Raw genomic sequence first — 19,883 nt, forward strand, 5'->3', positions numbered from 1 at the left:
TGACGCCATAACAAATGATTACATATTTCGGTGTTACGGTAATATTAGCCTGGAGCCGTTTGTAAACCGAAGGTCGGGAGTTCAATCCTCTCTGCCGGCACCAGATTTTCCAAATAGTTACGTGAAGACCGAGTCTGCCAATTCTTTTCATGTAACTTTCATGTAACCGATCCTCAACTGACCACCCCCAGAGAATTGCATGAATGCGCATGGCAGATTTCGGCCCCCTCAAGCCCCAAAGACTGCAATGCCTTCAGCGTCAACCAAGCCGCATTCGTAGCAACGTTTCGAAGACGCGTTGCACTGTTGATCGCCTTTGCCAACTTGCCTGATGTCTCGTAGTCTGAGGCATGCACCAAAGTTATCATCACACCTCACGTCGCTTTGCTGGTGCTATTAAATGACGGCCTCGACGATGCGCCCGCCCGGACGGGACAATTTCAAAGCCGAGGTAAAGACAAAGCTCGCCCAGCGTGTAGGGTACCTATGCTCCTTTTGCCAAACAGCGACCATAGGCCCGCGCACTGGGGAGGAAGGCGCCCTCAATTTGGGTACAGCTGCACATATAAAAGCCGCCTCACGGGGTGGTCCGCGTTACGACGCCACCCAAACACCTGCGGAACGTAGCCACATCGAAAACGGCATCTGGCTGTGTAACATGCACGCGCACATGATCGACCACGACCCGAACGCGTACCCGGTCGAAGTTCTGCAGAAATGGAAGGCCGAAGCTGAAAGACGTGCGCTGGAACAGTTGCTGGCGGGTTCAGGCCCGGCGACGGTCCACGCCGCTACGCCAGAGCTAATCGCATCGCTCGAGGGCGTTGTCGCGCGGCTGGCATTGCCGAGCGCGACCGACCTTCCGACTGTTAAAAGGGATGCCTTGGCAGCCGCGCACACCCACGCCGAGACATTCGAGGCGACAGACCGCTGGCCCCGCCACGCCGTGGGTCTGTCACTGGCGGCGGAAGACAGCAACATAGTGCATGGACCGGTGTCTCTTGAGCGGCTGCCGCGTGTGCTTATGGCAGTCCAAAAAATCGCATTGTTTTCGGCGCCAGGCACCGGCAAGACCACGACAATGGTGCAATTATCGAAACTGATGACGGGCGATGCGCCAGTGCCGCTGTTGGTGCCGCTAGGTGAGTGGGCAGAGACTGGCGTTAGCCTTTTAGATTGGATAGCAGCCCGAAACGCCTTCGGCACACTGACTGTCAAACATTTGCAGTTTCTTGCATTCCACGGCGAGGTTGCTCTCTTGCTGGACGGTTGGAACGAGGTGCCACCAGCAGCTCGCCGGCGGCTGATCGCTGAAGTGCAAACGCTTGAGCGGGAGTACCCGTTGTTGCACCTCGTCATGAGCAGCAGGCGTCAGGCGATTGACGTGCCGTTCGCAGGACAACCGTTCAGCATGCTACCACTGTCGCTGGCGCAACAGATGGAGATCGCGAGAGCGATTAGGGGCGAGGCTGGGGCCAGTGTTGTCGATGCAGCCTGGCGCTCTCCAGGGCTTAGTGAACTCGTTTCCGTACCACTTTATCTCTGGTCTTTGCTCGATATCAGCGATGGCGGTGTTTTACCCGCCGATAAGGAGGATTTGCTCAGACGGATGGTGGCGGCGCACGAGGTTGATGCCGCCCAAGCAGAGCTATTCCACCGCGAGTTCGCCGACCGCCAGCAGGATTACCTGCGGGCTTTGGCGAGCGCGGCACAACACGCGGAAACAACCTCGCTCAAAGAGGACGCGGCGCAAAGGGTCGTTGGGGCTATAAACGTCCGGTTGCGGGACGCCGGGCTGGTTGCGACACCACATAATGCGGCGGCTGTGCTCGATATTTTAGTCGCGGCGCACGTGCTGGTGCGCGATGGCGGTCCTGTTTACGCTTTCCAGCACCAGCAAATTCAGGAGTGGTATGCCTCGCTAGACTTGGAAGACGAAATTCGAGCAGCCGCTGGCACATTGAGCCTCCAGCATCCACTCGTCAGTGGGAAGCTGGACCACTATTTCTGGGGCGAGGCGTTTCTGTTTGCCTGCCAGAGAATGTCGCGCGGTGATGATCGCGGGGTGCAAGCGGTAGCTGAGCTCATCGAACTATCGCTGAAGATCGACCCACTTTTTGCTGCCACGCTCGTCAATCGGTCGGGGCAAGCAGTATGGAACCGGGTCTCGGACGCTATTATTCTCTTTGCTCGCGCCTGGCATCAACCGGGTGCGCCGGACCGCGCCGCGGGGTTCATGGTGGCGACCGGTAGACCTGAGTTTAGTGATGATGTCTGGGCACTTGTCTCAAGTGCCGACCAACAGACCCAAAGCGAGAGTCTGCGGCTGGTTCGCCGTTTCAACCCCGCCACCATCGGCGAGCGGCTCTTAAGGGACTATGGCGGACTTGCCGAAGAGGTTCGCGGAGGTCTGGCCGCCGGGCTGGCCTATGACGGCGATCGCGCGGGGATCGATCTTGCGCTGCGACTGGCTGCAACGGAACCATCCACCGATATTCGCTATCGCGTATTTGAGGGCTTGTCGTTTCGCGGCGCAACTGCGCAGGCTGAAGAACTGCTGCGGCAGTCCGGCGATGCACTTGCCGAGAAGGTTGCCGAAAGCGGCTACATTGACTTCATCGCAGATGGGCCAATTCGCGCCGACATCATAGAGCGCAAACGCCGCTTAGTCGCCATGGATACCAATCCGGAAAATCGTCTAGGCCGCGCCTTGCGCGACTTAACCGATGCGGAGATGCCGACTGTAATCGCAGAAACCCTTGCAGAGGCTGCATTCTCTTTTCGCGACCACGGCGCGAACGTCCTGCACGAAGCTGCCGGACGCTTTCCTGAGGCAGTGGGAGCTGCACTCAAGCAACGAGTGGAGCGGGAACAGACATTGCCATTCCGCCCCAGCGAATATCTGGCCAAGGTCGAGCCGACAGACGAGACGCCAATTAGAAATCTCGTTCTTGATGGCGAATCCAAAGAACACGTAGGAGTGGCCGGGTACCTTGCGGGTTCCGCGACTGTAAAGGAGCTGGTAGAGCGTTATCTTGCAGCTAAGGCAATGCATCGGGCTAGTGACGACCGTGCTGCTTACGCACTTGGCCGAACACTCGCGGACCGACTGGCGCAGACTAGGTCCAATATCTTTTTTGATATCGTAGCCGGGTATGACGACAACCTCACGCCGGATGTGATCAAGGATCTGGCGGACCTTATCAGTGGCTACGGTCGGTCCGCAGGCGAGACGCAACTCGTACTGCCGGAGGATTTGCGCCGAACCACCGTTGAACTGCTCAACGTGTGGGCCCGACGTTTGCTTGATGCTGGTGCAGACCGGTCGGTGATGGGCAAATTGACATGGGCAATGCGACGTATTCCACATGCCTCGCAGGTAACAACCCTCGCAGAGATGCTCACCGCCGACTTAAGAATACGAGGCGATGCAAAGGAGGCCTTTGCCGTCAACCGTTCCAATCGGCAGGCCATGCGGGAACTGCAGGTTTCCCACAGTTGGGACTACCGCAATGCACTGGTCCAAGTTGCGGATGCTCAGGCCGAGGCAGTTTTGATAGCCCACCTTGATGACGAGGATTTTGGTGCAGATGCCGCCGTTGGTTTACAGCTAATCTGGCAGCGGAATAACGAACCAGCCCGCGATGGTCGTTTCCCGCAATGGCCAGAGTTTGACCGTGTGGCAGCCAATCGGGCACGGGACCAACATCCGGTTCCCTCTGCCGCTGCGATTTTTGCGTCAGCGGAGCGAGCAGCCGGGGAAGGAAACTCAAAGGCTTCCGCCCGAGCAGCGAAGTTGGCTGGGGCAGGGGTCCTGTTGCCTCATGGTGATCAGAAAGCTCTGCTGGACACACTTATGGCTGCTGAAGCCGATAGCTGGGGCAAGCTTGAATTGGCTGAACGGATCGTGGTGAGTGGCGTTGTACTTTCGGCCGACCTGTCCCTGGCAGCTCTCGGTCAAGCCATCGAGAGCCACGGCAAAGGGAACTGGATCAATGATAATGAACTCGGTTTGCTGATTCGTTGGCTTCAATTACTTCCTATGAGCGATCGGCCCGATAGCATATTCGAGGGAATCGACCTTGTGTTTGGGCGATTCAAGCCAGCGGAGTGGCGATCGCGAGACATCCTCCGCTCGTTGCCATTCGTCGACGAACAACTACGCGCCGATCTCCTGCGTCGATTAGTAGATCGCTTTCCCAACCTAACTGGAGAACATGAGTTTTATCGCGTACTCAGCGTGGTGGGTGCACAGACCCTTGAACTCCTCACCGATATTGCAGCGGGGCGGCTCGGCCAAGGCGACATCCACAATGCCATGGGCTTCGACTACGCCCGTAAGCTCTACAATAGCCTTACGCCCGGCTTGCGTGATTCACTTCCAGAACGTTTTGCAGAAGCTCGTGATGACGGCGGCAAAGTGCTTCTCGGACAAATGCTTGCCGAAAGCGAAGATTTGGACACGATCCTCATGATAATGGCCGACCCAGCCGCCTCCAGGATCATGGGCTCGTCCTACCGCGTCGCTCAGGACCTTATCTACACCCGTCAACCTCTCGATGAAAGCGGGACAAGCTACGCGCTTGTGCCGCGGGACGTGGCTCGCTTGCGTGCCGGACTGTTCGACCTGACTGCTACGGACGATAATGTAGCGGCCTTTGCCCGCGCTTGTTTGACTGAAGTGGATGCCAACCGCGATCGTGAAGATGGTTTTGGCACCGGCACCCGCCATCCCCATGTTGCATCCGGTAGGCCGTGGCCGATGTTAAGATAGAAACGCCCGCTGAAGCTCCCTGTTTATCGCCGTGGAAACATCTGAAGTCTGTCCAGCGACCGATGCGGGTCGCCTGATTGTTCGAAAGGCGGGAACGCGCTATCGATAGGGTCATGGCCGGGCAGCCCTTCGTTATCGATGTTAATTGCAGGCAGATCCCAGGACACTGGAGCGGCCAACTGCGTGTCGGAAACGGCCTCATCACCGCTTCATTGTTTGCTTTCGATCGGCAGGAGCAAGTTCGTCCACTGGGACCAGGGGAAGACCTTTGCCTGGTTTTGGAAACGGGCCAGCTCGCCGCGCTCGTTCGATGCGGCCAATCGTGCTGGGGCACGCGGGCCTATCGCGGCGGGCGCGCGATAGATCACCAGCTTATCCGGGCACAATATCTTTTAGCAGGTGCACGTGAATGGCGTGAGACGGACAGGGTCTCGGTGTTCGAGTTCTGCCTTCCTCAGGCAAGAGGATCGCTGTCATTCGGAAACGACGATGATGACTCTTCCAAGCCGTCGCATGATGCACTGATCCGCGCCGTGGCATGGGCTGACGATACGCCAAGCGAATTGATGCGAATCGAAGGCACCGATTACAAAGTCATTTTCTCCAGAAGCCCCTTGGTTGCCGCCGTCCGGAGCGAGGATGTCGGCGAACAGTCGGTATGGATCACTATCGTGTACGACGATCCTCAACCGCTTCTGAAAGCGCTTCAGCTTCCTTACCACGTACAGATTTTCTTCGAACTCTCGGAGGGAAAAGCGTTGCGGGAAACGGGGCTGGCGGTGCGCTGCGCAGGCGGACAAAGGTCAGATGAGGGGGCGGAGGACCACCTTGACGACTTTGCTCTATATCGGACCTGGCACCCGGCGGAATTTGTCGAACCGGAAGAGTGCGGCATCGAGAACATTTTCCGCATCTACGCCCGGGAAGATCGCGTCAGGACACAGAACGCTCTGACCGAATGGCTTAGACGCAGGGACGCGTGGGCAGGAACCTATTGGCTCGCTTCTCAATTCGCGCATGGCGGGCTGCTCGCCGATCGAAGCAGGCTTCTGCGCGCCATGGCATGGTTTGAATCAATCCCTGACTATCAACTGGATGCAGGCATACGGCGCCACGCGTTAGACAGGTTTCGCCGCGAGGCGCAACAGCTCGGTGCTTTCGGCGAGTTGGGGGTGTCTGGCGAGCGCCTCGGACAGGTTCTCAACGAATTGAAGCGCATTCCATTGAATGAACGGTTCCGTCGGGCGATCGCCGATATCCGGGACCGGCTCGGCGACATCGATCCCGCCACGCTGGAGCGCGATTGCGGGCGTGCCATCGCTTTTCGCAACAGCGCCGCGCATGGATCGAGCGGAACAAATGAAGCCGACTTCCTGGAGTTTGTTATCGCCACTTCGGCCGTGGAAACGGTGGCGCTTCTGTGCACGATCCGCGAACTGGGTGTTGACCCAGATCGCATCAATGCCATCTTGAACAGATACTGTCCCCATCCCTTCGCGACCTACCAGCTTTGGGCGGACGCCAGGACAGCGCGGGAGCTCGGTTCAGCAGACGTTTAACGCTGCCCGCTGGCTATGCGACGGGCAGTATCGCCGTAGCCGCACCGTTCGTCGCCAATATTCTCGCCCGACGTTCCTACACCTGCACATCGTTTACAAAATGGTCTATTTTTGCTTTGCAACGAGATGCAGAAGGTGGAAGGTGGTTCGGTCTCCTAAGGAAAATCTATCGGTTTGACGACTTTGCCGTCGTTTTTCGACTAGTCGCTCGGGCCTAAGAGCTCCTCCACTTGGTCGAGGAAAGCGGCGAGCTCGCCAGTGCCCTTCGACTGCCATTCGTACATCGGTCTGACCATTGCGAGCTCGTGAGCGTCTCGCGATAATTCCTCCAGCTCGCGGTTTGTCATGCCGCGACTGCGCAAATAGTACTGACCCCAGCGAGTAAAGATCAGCATCCACATCGATACCACCAAGGCATCATTCCATTGTGCCCAGTCGGAGGTGCTGGCGAGCGGCTGTCGCACGATCCGCTGGTGCCGCTTAAGGATCGCCTTTAATGGTTTCAGGCTGGCCTGCTGTCGCTCCGGACTGCTGTGGGCGAAGAGAAACGCGGTGATGTTAGTCGTCTGCCCCTCACGCGCTCGTTCAAACAGCCGCGACTGGTGTTCCTGTTTCGGCCCGAGCAAGGCAGCCAGTTCTTCCGCCCAAATCGCGCAGGCATCATCGGTGCTCGCACGTTCACTCTGCAACAAGGGGAAGACGACATCCTGAAAGAGCCACGGCTCAGACCAGCCGAGTTCCCGCATATGCCCGCGCATCGAGTCGACTAGGCACCTCAGCTCGTCCGCCGGGATCGGTGTTGGCAACGCCCCATTTAGTGCTGCGACCAAGTCATTATAGATTTCAATCTTCTCTTGTTTTCTTGCAGCGCGCGCAACCATCCAGCCCAAAGTCTCGACTTGGCTTGGGTAGGGAAACGTGGCGATCAACTGCAGTGCGGCGGCACGCTCCTCCGGCTTTTCCAGCGCTCGCTCGACCGCGTTCAGCCCCATCCAGCGCAGAAGCCCATTTTTACTGAGAATGAGGCAATCCTTTTGCTCTTCGTTAATGTCGAACTCTATCGACTGCGAAATCTCGCTGACAATCTGGCTCAAGAGCGACAGCCGCACGGCGTCCGGACCTTGAGGCTGCTCTGGCGCATTGGCCATCTCGACTTCCGCAATCGCCAGTAGAGGATCTGGAGAAAACCACCACAGAAACCTGATCGCGAAGAACTCCGCCCAGCTTAGACCTGCGTATTTTGTAGGATGGAATAGATGATCAGGACGAAGGGACCGGTGTAATAGCGTCTCGACTGACTCCCGAAAGAGGCAGGCATCCATCACAGCCAATTCCCTGTCCGTCCCGTCATGTGTACGGTCGAATGATGCCTTGAGGAAGCGTGCAAGGAATGCGAGAAAACCACCGTCGTATCTGACCTGGTGGAGGTCTTGATCCTCGGAGTGTGAATGCGCAAGCAAATCGCCGAGAACCTCCCAAGTTGCCGTGAAGCTTGCGAATTCGCCTTTCTGCTGGTCGAGGCAGTTGCGCAAGCTCCCCGTCTCAGCCAACGCGAGCCCATCATGTTTGAGCAGGCCCAACTCTGACATCCGCTCCTTCAGCGGACTTCCGCTCAACCCTCGTAGTGACAGTTCTCCGGCCCACATGCTCAGAACGTCGCCAGCTTGGGCGTTCTCGAGTATACGCAACGGCTCATATCGTCGGGGCTCCCTGGGCACCGCCGTAGCTTCGAAAAGAAGCCGCATGGATGGGTTCTCGTCCTCGCTTTCGGATTGCGCGGCCTCCGTCTCCCGCACCAGACCCGACGCGTAATCCTCAATTTTGAGGAGTGTATCCGAAGGAATCGGAGTGATAAGCAAAGGATAGTTCTCGGCGGCTTTCTGAAATGAGTTGGATAGGTTAAAACCAGCGGTGGGTAGCCCGTCCGGTGCCACGATCAGGATATAGCGATCATGCAGTCGGCCGTCCTTCAAGCCATAGATGCGCAGCTTCATGTGTTCGAGCAAATGGCGGTTGTGCTCGCAACTCGCCATCAAGTTGTTGATCCGGCTCGGCGGGGGTGTGTCAGATTCGCTCTGCGCGGCTTCGCCTGGCTTGGATGGCTTGGATAGAGTCGTGAAGACTATGAAGTCGGCCTTTGGTGCTGCACAGAGCAACAACAAACCTAAGCCGACATCCTCAAAATAGGGATCGAAAACAACTATCTGGTGCTGCTTGTATTTGGCTAGCAGTGCCTTAAGCCATTCTACAAATTGCAGTCTCCCGTCCCCGTCGCCCTGGCTCCAGCGCAGAAAGAACCGCCCCTCCGACTTCGGTGGATGGAGACGAGCGAAAAGAGCTACTAGTTCGCGGTTGGCCGGGACCCAAAGATCCGCATTGCGCCCGCCGATGCGACTGGCGAAACCGAGATCGCCGCGGTTGATCGTCAGAGCAGCCTTAACTCTTGCTGAAGCGGACGGTCGGGTGGCTTTTTCCAGCCAGTCAAACTTGACTGGACTGGTCCTGTCGCCCACCCCAAGGGCTTGAAAATGAATTTCCCGAATATATCCGATCCGCCACCGGCAACACAGCGTGCTCTGGCCGGAATGGTCGCCATCAAGCCCAAAGATCTCAAGTTCAGTGCTGTCGATTTTCGTCCGTAACAGCTCGTTCAGCTCGAACTTGCACTGGAAAATCCCTTCTGCGTCACGTTCTGCAGGGGCAATGGCCGAGTAGGTAATTTGATCGCCGTTCTCGATGTTGAGGCGAAAGTGAAAGCCGCTGAAGTGAGCTACCTGTATTGGGTTAAATCGGACGACCAAGGCAAACGGGGCATCCGTCCAGGTGACGTTCATCAAGGGTCGTTCCAGGTCGTCCAACACAGGAAAAACCATCAACTCCAGCTCACCAAACCGGGAGATGTCAGCTCCGCCGAAGTCTAGACCTGTGTGTGCGTTGAGGTGCTTGACGACCCATTCGGTGAGAGCGACGTCGTAGTCCTGACCTATGCGGAATAGCGCTGCCTTGTCGGTTTGAGAGATCGAAGCGCTGAGGGCCCCAGCTCCGCCATGTGGGCTGGAGGGCGCCCTTCGGTCATGCGCGTCGCGGTTGAGCAGGTAGGCGACGGGGCGGTAGACCAGCTTATCAGCAGCCAGTGCGATCGCCCCGAACCGTGTTTTCAGCTTTTCCGAAAGTCCGACCTTCAGATCTTCGCTGATTGCCGAAATGGTACGGCCAGCGCTCAATTGCTTGAGGACCTCCGCGCAACGGACGCTTGTGGCGTACAAGTTTAGCTGAACAACCTGAGCTTCCACTTGCCCAAAGGCATGAAAATCATCGTCATCGCTAGCGGACCAGCTATCGCTGGAATAGCTATAGGGAAGGAGGCGGCCGTAGATGATACGATTTTCGACCGACTGCTCGGATTTGATCTGCAAGATCCACAACTGTAACGCACAGCTACGAGCGTCCGCTGAAAATAGACGCGCTAGTCGGCTGTCATTGAGTAGGTCGTCTAGTTTAGGTGCCATCGGTTTATTACTAGTACCTTTCAGCGCATAATCACATTTGTTAATATTCGAAGTTGTAAGAAAATAGTCGAGGAGAACATTCAGTTGCTCATGCTAGCGCCTCGGGTTTGGGGCATACGCCCCTTTTGAACCTCACCCAAGTCAGCCATTTGCGATGGGACACTTCCCTGCAGCACTGTGAGTCAAAACCGAGGATTTTCGGCAGTCGCCCACAGCTGCGAGAATTCGCGATGCCGTTCAAGCAGGGGCACGATGCTCTTGGCTGCAATCCCAAGCCTCTGAAGGAATAGGAACGTAAGAAGAAGAACGACGCGCCGGCTCGCCCAATGCATGCCGGCACCATCCAAGGCCTTATCTTTGAGGGTCGCCGAGAAGTGCGTGTAGTAGTTGCGAGTGTCGACGAGCTTCCGAAGGTATCCCTTGTGAAACGCAGGAGGTGGGGTACCGAGTGCGCTCGCTAGGTCCCCGGCGATTGACCGGAGGCGCTGTCCGAGGCTTGGCTCATTCACGAACTGATAGCTAGCTTTGAGCCTCTCTTTCATCGCCGTATTGGCTGATGGGGGGATGGCGTCCGTCAAGGCCTTCGCGAACTTAGCGAAGTCGGATTCCGGCATCAGGGATGAGTCGCTCGTACGGCGATGAAAAACCTCCAAGGCCTGGATAGCAAGCAGCAAGCGAACATTGGTGAACATTTGGCGTTGGCTACTAATCGTGAAAAACAGGGCTATTGCAGGATCAAACAATTCGTATTGATCAAACCAGAGTTGTACAGCGCCTGGATTGATGGCGATGAGCTCTGGTCCGGAGATTAGCGGAGGTTCATGGGCCGGGCGATGCCCGGCTTCCGGATGCGTCAACTGGGCATAGACATGAACGTCTCGGGGTTTCTTGAACCCATTACCCAGATCGTCGACGGGCCCGCGCAGCTCCAAAGAGTGCAACGGAAGATAGTGGCCCATGCAGAGGGAGGCCAGCCCCTGTATGCGCATGGCCCTCGACATGTGCCAGTTAAGGGATTGCGGTGCTTGCGGTATGAGGGCCAACTGGCTGAACACGTCGATCGTAAAGTGGGTGGCTGGTTCATTGCTGGAAAATAGGCTGCCGACCGACGTCAATTCAAAGTCTTGATGGCTCGCGAAATGCTCCTCACGAGAGGGATTTCCACTGACCGTGAGAACCCGACTGTCCTGATCGACCGTTGTGGTGAAAGGCTTACTCTGAAGCCACTGTTCTATCGATTCAAACCGGAGATAACTCCGCGAGAAAACCTGATCCTTGTCATCGTCTTCGAGATGAATGCCGACGACGCATAGGCTGGAGGTCCATGTCTCGTTTGGGATCCCGGGCATATTGATCTGCCGGGACTTATTGATTGGTCGAAGCAGAGTGACCGGCTTACCCTTCTTGGTCGTGCCATAGATTGTGGCCCGTTCGTCGTCATTGTCTACAAATGAGCGGAAGGGCGATGCGCTATCCCGAACAAATCCCAACAAACTGAGCGTCGCGCCATCGGTAGGGGAGAACGTCAGCGTGCCGGCTATCGGGTCGGCTTCCTTCCCCGCCAGCCACCAGAAGCCTTCTTCGGTGAAGCTGTCGCGCAGTCCAAGTGGTGCAGGCATCCTAGCTCCTTTGCATTACAGATATGGTGTCACCCGTCGCATTCTTGGGTCAACAAAGGCGATGGCGCAAACGCATAGCTTGCAAGCTAGAATCTGGCCGAAAAAGCCACCTAGTGCTACACAAATCCTTGCACATCGATTAGAAAAATGCCAAATACCGCTTTGTAAACAAGTAGATGTGAGAAGGCTATTCGGTCTCCAAAACCGCAGGTCGTAGGTTCGAGCCCTGCTGCCCGTGCCATTCCTACGAATGGATACCTAAAAAACGATTCTTTTGCAGCGCAGCCTTTGAAAACCGGCTTGTGACTTGCCATATAGCATAAGTTGCGGCATAAGGGCCGCATAGCCGGGACGGGACGACTGGATGGTTCCGAGGCGGCGTTTGGTCATAAAGCGGACACTTGCCACTTGCGTGGATCAAGAATCGGTTTTATGTAGACGAAACAGACACGCGACGCGTGGAGCTGGGAAGCCGGCTTTACGCGTCTGATTTGCATGGGCGAAATGATTGCGCTGATTCGGCGCGAACGCACGCTCAAGCGGCACGTCCCGGCCAGCGGGATCATCCAGGAGACCCGGCCAACGGGTCTTGCAGACAGAGCGGCATATGGCTTCGAAAACCACAAATCCTTTCACCTTTCTCCAGCAGGTTCGCGCGGAGACTGCCAAGGTCACTTGGCCGTCGCGGCGCGAAACGGTGATCTCGACGGTGATGGTCCTTGTGTTCGCGGTCATCGCGATGATCTTTTTCTTTACCGCAGACGTGGCCATGGGCTTTGCGGTCGAAAAAATCCTCGGCCTCGGACAGTAAGTCCGGCGATTACGGAGAAGTCTTAAAATGACCGCGCGGTGGTACATCGTCCACGCCTACTCGAACTTTGAAAAGAAGGTCGCCGAGGACATCGAGAACAAGGCCAAGCAGAAGGGCCTGTCCGCCGACATCGAGCAGATCGTGGTGCCGACCGAGAAGGTCGTCGAGATCCGCCGCGGCCGCAAGGTCGATGCCGAGCGCAAGTTCTTTCCGGGCTATGTGCTGTTGAAGGCCAATCTGACCGATGCCGTGTTCTCGCTCGTCAAGAACACGCCGAAGGTCACCGGTTTCCTGGGCGACTCCAAGCCGGTGCCGATCACCGAAGCCGAAGCCCAGCGTATCCTGAACCAGGTTCAGGAAGGCGTCGAGCGGCCGAAGCCGTCGGTGACGTTCGAGATCGGCGAAGCGATCCGCGTTTCGGATGGACCATTCGCGTCGTTCAACGGTTTCGTCCAGGAAGTGGACGAAGAGCGGGCGCGGCTCAAGGTGGAAGTATCGATCTTCGGGCGTGCCGTGCCGGTCGATCTGGAATTCGGACAGGTCGAGAAGGGCTGATCCGAAATCCCTGCACCGGTTTCGGCGGCAGGGAAGGCGGCGCGGAGATCGCGCGGCCAAAACGGGTGGGAGGCGAATGCGGCTTTAGCCGGCCGCGCGGACCGCACCACCAGACTGCAACCGCCGGCAAGACCGGCATGAGAAAAGGCAGGAAGAGAGATGGCTAAGAAAATTGCAGGCCAGCTCAAGCTCCAGGTTTCCGCGGGATCGGCCACGCCGTCGCCCCCGATCGGCCCGGCGCTTGGTCAGCGTGGCATCAACATCATGGAGTTCTGCAAGGCGTTCAACGCGCAGACCCAGGAAATGGAAAAGGGTTCGCCGGTTCCGGTCGTCATCACCTACTATCAGGACAAGTCGTTCACCTTCGTCATGAAGACGCCGCCGGTGAGCTACTTCCTGAAGAAGGCCGCGAACCTGAAGTCGGGCTCGAAGGAGCCGGGCAAGGTCAAGGCCGGCACGATCGGCCGCGACAAGGTGCGCGCCATCGCCGAGCAGAAGATGAAGGATCTGAACGCAAACGACGTCGAGGCGGCCATGCGCATGGTCGAGGGCTCCGCCCGCTCGATGGGTCTGGAAGTGGTGGGCTGAGATCATGGCAAAGATTGCAAAGCGTGTATCGCAGACCCGCGAAGGCATCGATCCCAACAAGGCTTACGCTTTGGGTGAGGCGCTGAAGCTGCTCAAGGATCGCTCCTCGGTGAAGTTCGACGAGACCATCGAAGTCGCGATGAACCTCGGCGTCGACCCCCGCCATGCCGACCAGATGGTCCGCGGCGTGGTCAACCTGCCGAACGGCACCGGCCGCAGCGTTCGCGTCGCCGTGTTCGCGCGCGGTGACAAGGCCGAGGAGGCCAAGGCCGCCGGCGCCGACATCGTCGGAGCCGAGGATCTGGTCGACATCGTCCAGAAGGGCACGATCGACTTCGACCGCTGCATCGCCACGCCGGACATGATGCCGCTGGTCGGCCGTCTCGGCAAGGTGCTCGGCCCGCGCGGCATGATGCCGAACCCGAAGGTCGGCACCGTCACCGCCGACGTGGCCGCCGCCGTGAAGGCATCGAAGGGCGGCGCCGTCGAGTTCCGCGTCGAGAAGGCCGGCATCGTTCATGCCGGCGTCGGCAAGGTCTCGTTCGACGTCAAGGCGCTGGAAGAGAACGTCCGCGCCTTCGCTGATGCGGTGACCAGGGCAAAGCCGGCTGGTGCCAAGGGCAATTACGTCAAGAAGGTGTCGGTCACCTCGACGATGGGCCCGGGCCTCAAGCTCGACGTCTCGACGCTCGCAGCGTCCTGATACGAACAATTGGATCGGCCGCTAAAACGCTGATCCGTGAAAGAATTCCGGGCCTCCGACCTGTCGGCGGCCCGGTACCGGAAGTCGAAAGGCTTCCGGACATCCTGTCCGAGATTGCAGGCGGCCCCCAAGCCTTAGGTGATGTGGGCCTTAATTCATGTGGGCCTGCATGAGACGGGTGAAGACCGGACAAAGGAGCGAACGCTCCAATGAAAGGTTCGAACCGTGTTTGCCTTTTGTCTGCGCACCGTCCGGCTTGCCGGCAGGTGTGGCGAAAGGGGGCAGGATCCTCGAGCGTCGTTCGGGAGATCCGTTACTGGATGGCCCGGCCGGCAAAAGGCAACCCGACGCCTGTCCTTCGTAGAGGGCAGGGGTCAACTGGAGATAGGCAGTGGACAGAGCGGAAAAACGCGAACTCGTCACGGGCCTGAATGATGCGTTCTCAAGCGCTGGTTCAGTCGTCGTGGCCCACTACGCCGGTATCACCGTCGCGCAAATGAACGACCTTCGGTCGAAAATGCGCGCCGCCGGTGGCACCGTCAAAGTCGCGAAGAACCGTCTCGCCAAAATCGCTCTTCAGGGCACGGACTCCGCATCGATCATCGAGCTGTTCAAGGGACAGACGCTGATCGCCTATTCGGAGGATCCGATTGCGGCGCCGAAGGTCGCGTCCGATTTCGCCAAGGGAAATGACAAGCTCGTCATTCTCGGCGGCGCAATGGGCACCACCTCGCTCAACGCCGACGGTGTGAAGGCACTCGCCACACTTCCGTCGCTCGATGAGCTGCGCGCCAGGCTGGTTGGCATGATCGCCACGCCGGCAACCCGGATCGCCCAGATCGTCAATGCGCCTGCGGCTTCGGTCGCGCGCGTCATCGGCGCTTACGCCCGGAAGGACGAGGCGGCATGAGGCCGTTCCTCGCTATCACAAACACACGTTCGAACCTTATGAAGGAACATTGCAATGGCTGATCTGGCAAAGATCGTAGACGACCTTTCGAAGCTGACCGTCCTCGAGGCGGCCGAGCTGTCGAAGCTTCTTGAAGAAAAGTGGGGCGTTTCCGCCGCTGCTCCGGTGGCGGTTGCCGCTGCTGGCGGCGCCGCGGCCGCTGCTGCTCCGGTCGAGGAAAAGACGGAATTCGACGTCGTCCTCACCGAAGCAGGCGCTCAGAAGATCAACGTCATCAAGGAAGTTCGCGCCATCACCGGTCTTGGCCTCAAGGAAGCCAAGGACCTGGTCGAGGCGGCTCCGAAGCCGGTCAAGGAAGCCGTTTCCAAGGCCGACGCGGACAAGTTCAAGGCCCAGCTGGAAGCAGCCGGCGCCAAGGTCGAACTGAAGTAAGCGTTGAGTACCGGCGGACGGCGTCGCGCCGTCCGCCACTCCCTTCACGTCGAGGGGAGGCTCATGGCGCGAAGAGTGCGAAACCTCTTTCCTGAGGGCCGCAAACCGGCCTTCAGGAAACGGGTTTTCTCCCGTTTCTGGCCCACCGCCAATTGGTGGTGGGTGAAAAGACAAGAAGCCGCCGACAGGCGGCGGGCAACAAGACAGGGCCGCCGAGGTGGCCCGAGATGCAAGGCGAGCCGCGGCGAGGCTCGTCCCGAGAATTGAGCTAAGGAGCGACGATGGCCCAGACCCAGACTTTCAATGGCCGCAGACGCGTACGCAAATTTTTCGGAAAGATCCCGGAAGTTGCGGAGATGCCGAACCTGATCGAGGTTCAGAAGGCATCCTATGACCAGTTCCTGATGGTGGAGGAGCCCAACGGTGGGCGTCCTGACGAGGGGCTGCAGGCAGTTTTCAAGTCGGTCTTCCCGATTTCCGATTTTTCCGGCTCCTCGATGCTGGAATTCGTGAAGTACGAGTTCGAAGGACCCAAATTCGACGTTGACGAATGCCGCCAGCGCGACCTGACCTATGCGGCGCCGCTCAAGGTGACGCTGCGCCTCATCGTGTTCGATATCGACGAGGATACCGGCGCGAAGTCGATCAAGGACATCAAGGAGCAGGACGTCTACATGGGCGACATGCCGCTCATGACCTTGAACGGCACCTTCATCGTCAACGGCACCGAGCGCGTCATCGTCTCGCAGATGCACCGTTCGCCGGGCGTCTTCTTCGACCATGACAAGGGCAAGTCGCATTCGTCCGGCAAGCTTCTGTTTGCCGCGCGCGTCATTCCCTATCGCGGCTCGTGGCTCGACATCGAGTTCGATAGCAAGGACGTCGTGCACGCCCGTATCGACCGCCGCCGCAAGATTCCGGTGACGTCGCTGCTGATGGCGCTCGGCATGGACGGCGAAGAGATCCTGTCGACCTTCTACAACAAAATCACCTACAAGCGCGCCGGCGACCATTGGCGCATTCCCTTCAACGTCGAGCGTTTCCGCGGCCTCAAGGCCGTTGGTGACCTGGTTGACGCCGACACCGGCGAGGTCGTCGTCGAGGCCGGCAAGAAGATCACTGCCCGCCAGGCCAGGGCGCTTGGCGAAAAAGGTCTTAAGGCGATCAAGGCGACCGACGAGGATCTGCTCGGCAACTACCTTGCCGAGGACATCGTCAACTATGGCACCGGCGAGATTTTCCTCGAAGCCGGCGACGAGATCGATGAAAAGACGCTGAAAGTGCTTCTCGGCACCGGCGATGACGAGATCAAGGTTCTCGACATCGATCACGTCAATGTCGGCGCTTATATCCGCAACACGCTCAACGTCGACAAAAACGAGAGCCGCCAGGACGCGCTGTTCGACATCTACCGCGTCATGCGCCCCGGTGAGCCGCCGACGCTCGAGACCGCCGAAGCCATGTTCAACTCGCTGTTCTTCGACAGCGAGCGCTATGATCTTTCGGCCGTCGGCCGCGTCAAGATGAACATGCGCCTCGAGCTCAAGGCCGAGGATACCGTGCGCGTGCTGCGCAAGGACGACATCCTGGCCGTGGTCAAGACGCTGGTCGAACTGCGCGACGGCAAGGGCGAGATCGACGACATCGACAATCTCGGCAACCGCCGCGTGCGCTCGGTCGGCGAGCTGATGGAGAACCAGTACCGCGTCGGCCTGCTGCGCATGGAGCGCGCGATCAAGGAACGTATGTCCTCGATCGAGATCGACACGGTGATGCCGCAGGACCTGATCAACGCCAAGCCGGCGGCTGCCGCCGTGCGCGAGTTCTTCGGTTCCTCGCAGCTGTCGCAGTTCATGGATCAGACCAACCCGCTGTCGGAGATCACCCACAAGCGCCGCCTGTCGGCGCTTGGACCGGGCGGCCTGACCCGCGAGCGTGCCGGGTTCGAGGTGCGCGACGTGCACCCGACGCATTACGGCCGCATCTGCCCGATCGAGACGCCGGAAGGCCCGAATATCGGCCTGATCAACTCGCTTGCGACCTTCGCGCGTGTCAACAAATACGGCTTCATCGAGAGCCCGTACCGCAAGATCGTCAACGGCAAGCTGACCAATGAGGTCGTCTACCTGTCGGCTATGGAAGAGGCCAAGCACCACGTCGCGCAGGCCAATGCCGAGCTCGACAAGAATGGTCATTTCGTCGACGAATTCGTCATTTGCCGTAACGCCGGCGAAGTGATGATGGCGCCGCGCGAAAACGTCGATCTGATGGACGTGTCGCCGAAGCAGATGGTGTCGGTGGCCGCGGCCCTGATTCCGTTCCTTGAGAACGACGACGCCAACCGCGCGCTGATGGGCTCGAACATGCAGCGTCAGGCCGTGCCGCTGGTGCGCGCCGAAGCGCCGTTCGTCGGCACCGGCATGGAGCCGATCGTCGCCCGTGACTCGGGCGCCGCCATCGGCGCCCGCCGCGGCGGCATCGTCGACCAGGTGGACGCGACGCGTATCGTCATCCGCGCCACGGAAGATCTCGATCCCGGCAAGTCCGGCGTCGATATCTACCGGCTGATGAAGTTCCAGCGTTCGAACCAGAACACCTGCATCAACCAGCGTCCGCTGGTGCGCATGGGCGACCGGGTCAACAAGGGCGACATCATCGCCGACGGCCCGTCGACCGAGCTCGGTGATCTGGCCCTCGGCCGCAACGTGCTGGTCGCGTTCATGCCGTGGAATGGCTACAACTACGAGGATTCCATCCTCTTGTCCGAGCGCATCGTCGCCGACGACGTCTTCACCTCGATCCACATCGAGGAGTTCGAAGTCATGGCCCGCGACACCAAGCTCGGGCCGGAGGAGATCACGCGCGATATCCCGAACGTCTCGGAAGAAGCGCTGAAGAACCTCGATGAGGCCGGCATCGTCTACATTGGTGCGGAAGTGCAGCCGGGCGACATCCTGGTCGGCAAGATCACGCCGAAGGGCGAAAGCCCGATGACGCCGGAAGAAAAGCTGCTGCGCGCCATCTTCGGTGAAAAGGCCTCGGACGTGCGCGATACCTCCATGCGCATGCCTCCGGGAACCTTCGGCACCGTCGTCGAAGTGCGCGTCTTCAACCGCCACGGTGTCGAGAAGGACGAGCGCGCCATGGCGATCGAGCGCGAGGAGATCGAACGCCTCGCCAAGGACCGCGACGACGAGCAGGCGATCCTCGACCGTAACGTCTATTCGCGCCTTTCCGACGTTCTCGTCGGCAAGGAGGCGATTGCCGGGCCGAAGGGCTTCAAGAAGGGCTCGAAGCTGTCGAAGGACACGCTCGACGAGTATCCGCGTTCGCAGTGGTGGCAGTTTGCCGTGGAGAACGAAAAGCTCCAGAGCGAACTGGAAGCCCTGCGTGGCCAGTACGACGATTCCAAGAAGGCGCTCGAGCAGCGCTTCATGGACAAGGTCGAGAAGGTGCAGCGCGGCGACGAGATGCCTCCGGGCGTCATGAAGATGGTCAAGGTCTTCGTGGCCGTGAAGCGCAAGATGCAGCCCGGCGACAAGATGGCCGGCCGGCACGGCAACAAGGGTGTCGTGTCGCGGATCGTTCCGGTCGAGGACATGCCTTTCCTCGAGGACGGCACGCATGCCGACATCGTGCTCAACCCGCTGGGTGTGCCGAGCCGCATGAATGTCGGCCAGATCCTGGAAACGCATCTGGGCTGGGCTTGCGCCGGAATGGGCAAGAAGATCGGCGATCTGATCGATGCGTACAAGACGGCGGGCGACATCAAGCCGCTGCGCAAGACGCTTGAGAGCTTCATGCCGGCCAATGACCGCAACGAGCCGGTCCGCGAATATGACGACGAGAGCATCGTTCGCCTCAGCGAGCAGATGCGCCGCGGCGTCTCCATCGCGACACCGGTGTTCGACGGCGCGCACGAGGCCGACATCAACATCATGCTGGAGCAGGCGGGCCTGCACACCAGCGGTCAGTCGCAGCTCTATGACGGACGCACCGGCGAACCGTTCGATCGCAAAGTGACGATGGGCTACATATATATGCTCAAGCTTCACCACCTTGTGGACGACAAGATCCACGCGCGTTCGATCGGGCCGTACTCGCTCGTTACCCAGCAGCCGCTGGGCGGCAAGGCGCAGTTCGGTGGCCAGCGCTTTGGCGAGATGGAGGTCTGGGCGCTTGAAGCGTACGGCGCCGCCTACACGCTGCAGGAGATGCTGACGGTGAAGTCGGATGACGTCGCCGGCCGCACCAAGGTCTACGAGGCGATCGTCAGAGGCGACGACACATTCGAGGCCGGCATCCCCGAGAGCTTCAACGTTCTCGTTAAGGAAATGCGGTCTCTCGGCCTCAATGTCGAGTTGGAGAACACCAAGCTCGACGACAACCCGATCCGGCTGCCCGACGCGGCCGAGTAAGCAAG

At 59.0% G+C, this 19,883-nt stretch carries 11 protein-coding genes; 9 read left to right on the top strand and 2 right to left on the bottom strand.

What is annotated here, in order from left to right; translation table 11 throughout:
- The first annotated feature begins 670 nt into the window (after positions 1-670).
- Both X760_RS66825 and X760_RS66830 read left to right on the top strand, forming a co-directional pair.
- A complete protein-coding gene (locus X760_RS66825; RefSeq protein ID WP_156948218.1) occupies positions 671-4,774 on the top strand; it encodes a hypothetical protein in 4,104 nt (1,367 codons plus the stop codon).
- 113 nt (positions 4,775-4,887) lie between these two features.
- Positions 4,888-6,333, top strand: coding sequence for a hypothetical protein (locus X760_RS66830; protein WP_023721665.1), 1,446 nt, complete (start codon positions 4,888-4,890; stop codon positions 6,331-6,333).
- 200 nt (positions 6,334-6,533) lie between these two features.
- Here X760_RS66830 and X760_RS66835 read toward each other — a convergent pair whose 3' ends face one another.
- Positions 6,534-9,842 (bottom strand): VPA1262 family protein, encoded by a 3,309-nt coding sequence (locus X760_RS66835; RefSeq protein WP_023721666.1) that lies wholly within the window; start codon positions 9,840-9,842, stop codon positions 6,534-6,536.
- A gap of 182 nt (positions 9,843-10,024) precedes the next feature.
- Positions 10,025-11,461, bottom strand: coding sequence for a HEPN domain-containing protein (locus X760_RS66840; protein ID WP_023721667.1), 1,437 nt, complete (start codon positions 11,459-11,461; stop codon positions 10,025-10,027).
- Between the two features lie 607 nt (positions 11,462-12,068).
- On the opposite strand from X760_RS66840, the gene secE reads away from it, so the two are divergent.
- From secE to rpoB, 7 genes are all read left to right on the top strand, one after another.
- Entirely contained in the window at positions 12,069-12,272 is a 204-nt protein-coding gene (gene secE / locus X760_RS66850; RefSeq protein WP_023721668.1) for a preprotein translocase subunit SecE, read from the top strand.
- 27 nt (positions 12,273-12,299) lie between these two features.
- Positions 12,300-12,827, top strand: coding sequence for a transcription termination/antitermination protein NusG (gene nusG, locus X760_RS66855; protein WP_006333333.1), 528 nt, complete (start codon positions 12,300-12,302; stop codon positions 12,825-12,827).
- A 159-nt stretch (positions 12,828-12,986) separates the two neighbouring features.
- Positions 12,987-13,415, top strand: coding sequence for a 50S ribosomal protein L11 (gene rplK / locus X760_RS66860; protein ID WP_023680440.1), 429 nt, complete (start codon positions 12,987-12,989; stop codon positions 13,413-13,415).
- Positions 13,416-13,419: 4 nt separating this feature from the next.
- A complete protein-coding gene (gene rplA / locus X760_RS66865; RefSeq protein WP_023721669.1) occupies positions 13,420-14,118 on the top strand; it encodes a 50S ribosomal protein L1 in 699 nt (232 codons plus the stop codon).
- Positions 14,119-14,509: 391 nt separating this feature from the next.
- Entirely contained in the window at positions 14,510-15,028 is a 519-nt protein-coding gene (gene rplJ / locus X760_RS66870) for a 50S ribosomal protein L10 (RefSeq protein WP_008875657.1), read from the top strand.
- A gap of 54 nt (positions 15,029-15,082) precedes the next feature.
- Entirely contained in the window at positions 15,083-15,460 is a 378-nt protein-coding gene (rplL, locus tag X760_RS66875) for a 50S ribosomal protein L7/L12 (protein WP_023680442.1), read from the top strand.
- Positions 15,461-15,741: 281 nt separating this feature from the next.
- Positions 15,742-19,878: a DNA-directed RNA polymerase subunit beta gene (gene rpoB / locus X760_RS66880; RefSeq protein WP_023721670.1), complete on the top strand. Its 4,137-nt coding sequence runs from the start codon at positions 15,742-15,744 to the stop codon at positions 19,876-19,878.
- Positions 19,879-19,883: the final 5 nt, after the last annotated feature.

It is taken from the genome of Mesorhizobium sp. LSHC420B00, from assembly GCF_000503055.1.
GTDB lineage: Bacteria > Pseudomonadota > Alphaproteobacteria > Rhizobiales > Rhizobiaceae > Mesorhizobium.

Bases quoted from the DNA above. Each gene is read 5' to 3' on its own strand.
- X760_RS66840 (WP_023721667.1), bottom strand. From the start codon at position 11,461: ATGCCTGCACCACTTGGACTGCGCGACAGCTTCACCGAAGAAGGCTTC.
- X760_RS66835 (WP_023721666.1), bottom strand. From the start codon at position 9,842: ATGGCACCTAAACTAGACGACCTACTCAATGACAGCCGACTAGCGCGT.
- X760_RS66825 (WP_156948218.1), top strand. From the start codon at position 671: ATGATCGACCACGACCCGAACGCGTACCCGGTCGAAGTTCTGCAGAAA.
- rplA (WP_023721669.1), top strand. From the start codon at position 13,420: ATGGCAAAGATTGCAAAGCGTGTATCGCAGACCCGCGAAGGCATCGAT.
- nusG (WP_006333333.1), top strand. From the start codon at position 12,300: ATGACCGCGCGGTGGTACATCGTCCACGCCTACTCGAACTTTGAAAAG.
- rplK (WP_023680440.1), top strand. From the start codon at position 12,987: ATGGCTAAGAAAATTGCAGGCCAGCTCAAGCTCCAGGTTTCCGCGGGA.
- secE (WP_023721668.1), top strand. From the start codon at position 12,069: ATGGCTTCGAAAACCACAAATCCTTTCACCTTTCTCCAGCAGGTTCGC.
- X760_RS66830 (WP_023721665.1), top strand. From the start codon at position 4,888: ATGGCCGGGCAGCCCTTCGTTATCGATGTTAATTGCAGGCAGATCCCA.
- rpoB (WP_023721670.1), top strand. From the start codon at position 15,742: ATGGCCCAGACCCAGACTTTCAATGGCCGCAGACGCGTACGCAAATTT.
- rplL (WP_023680442.1), top strand. From the start codon at position 15,083: ATGGCTGATCTGGCAAAGATCGTAGACGACCTTTCGAAGCTGACCGTC.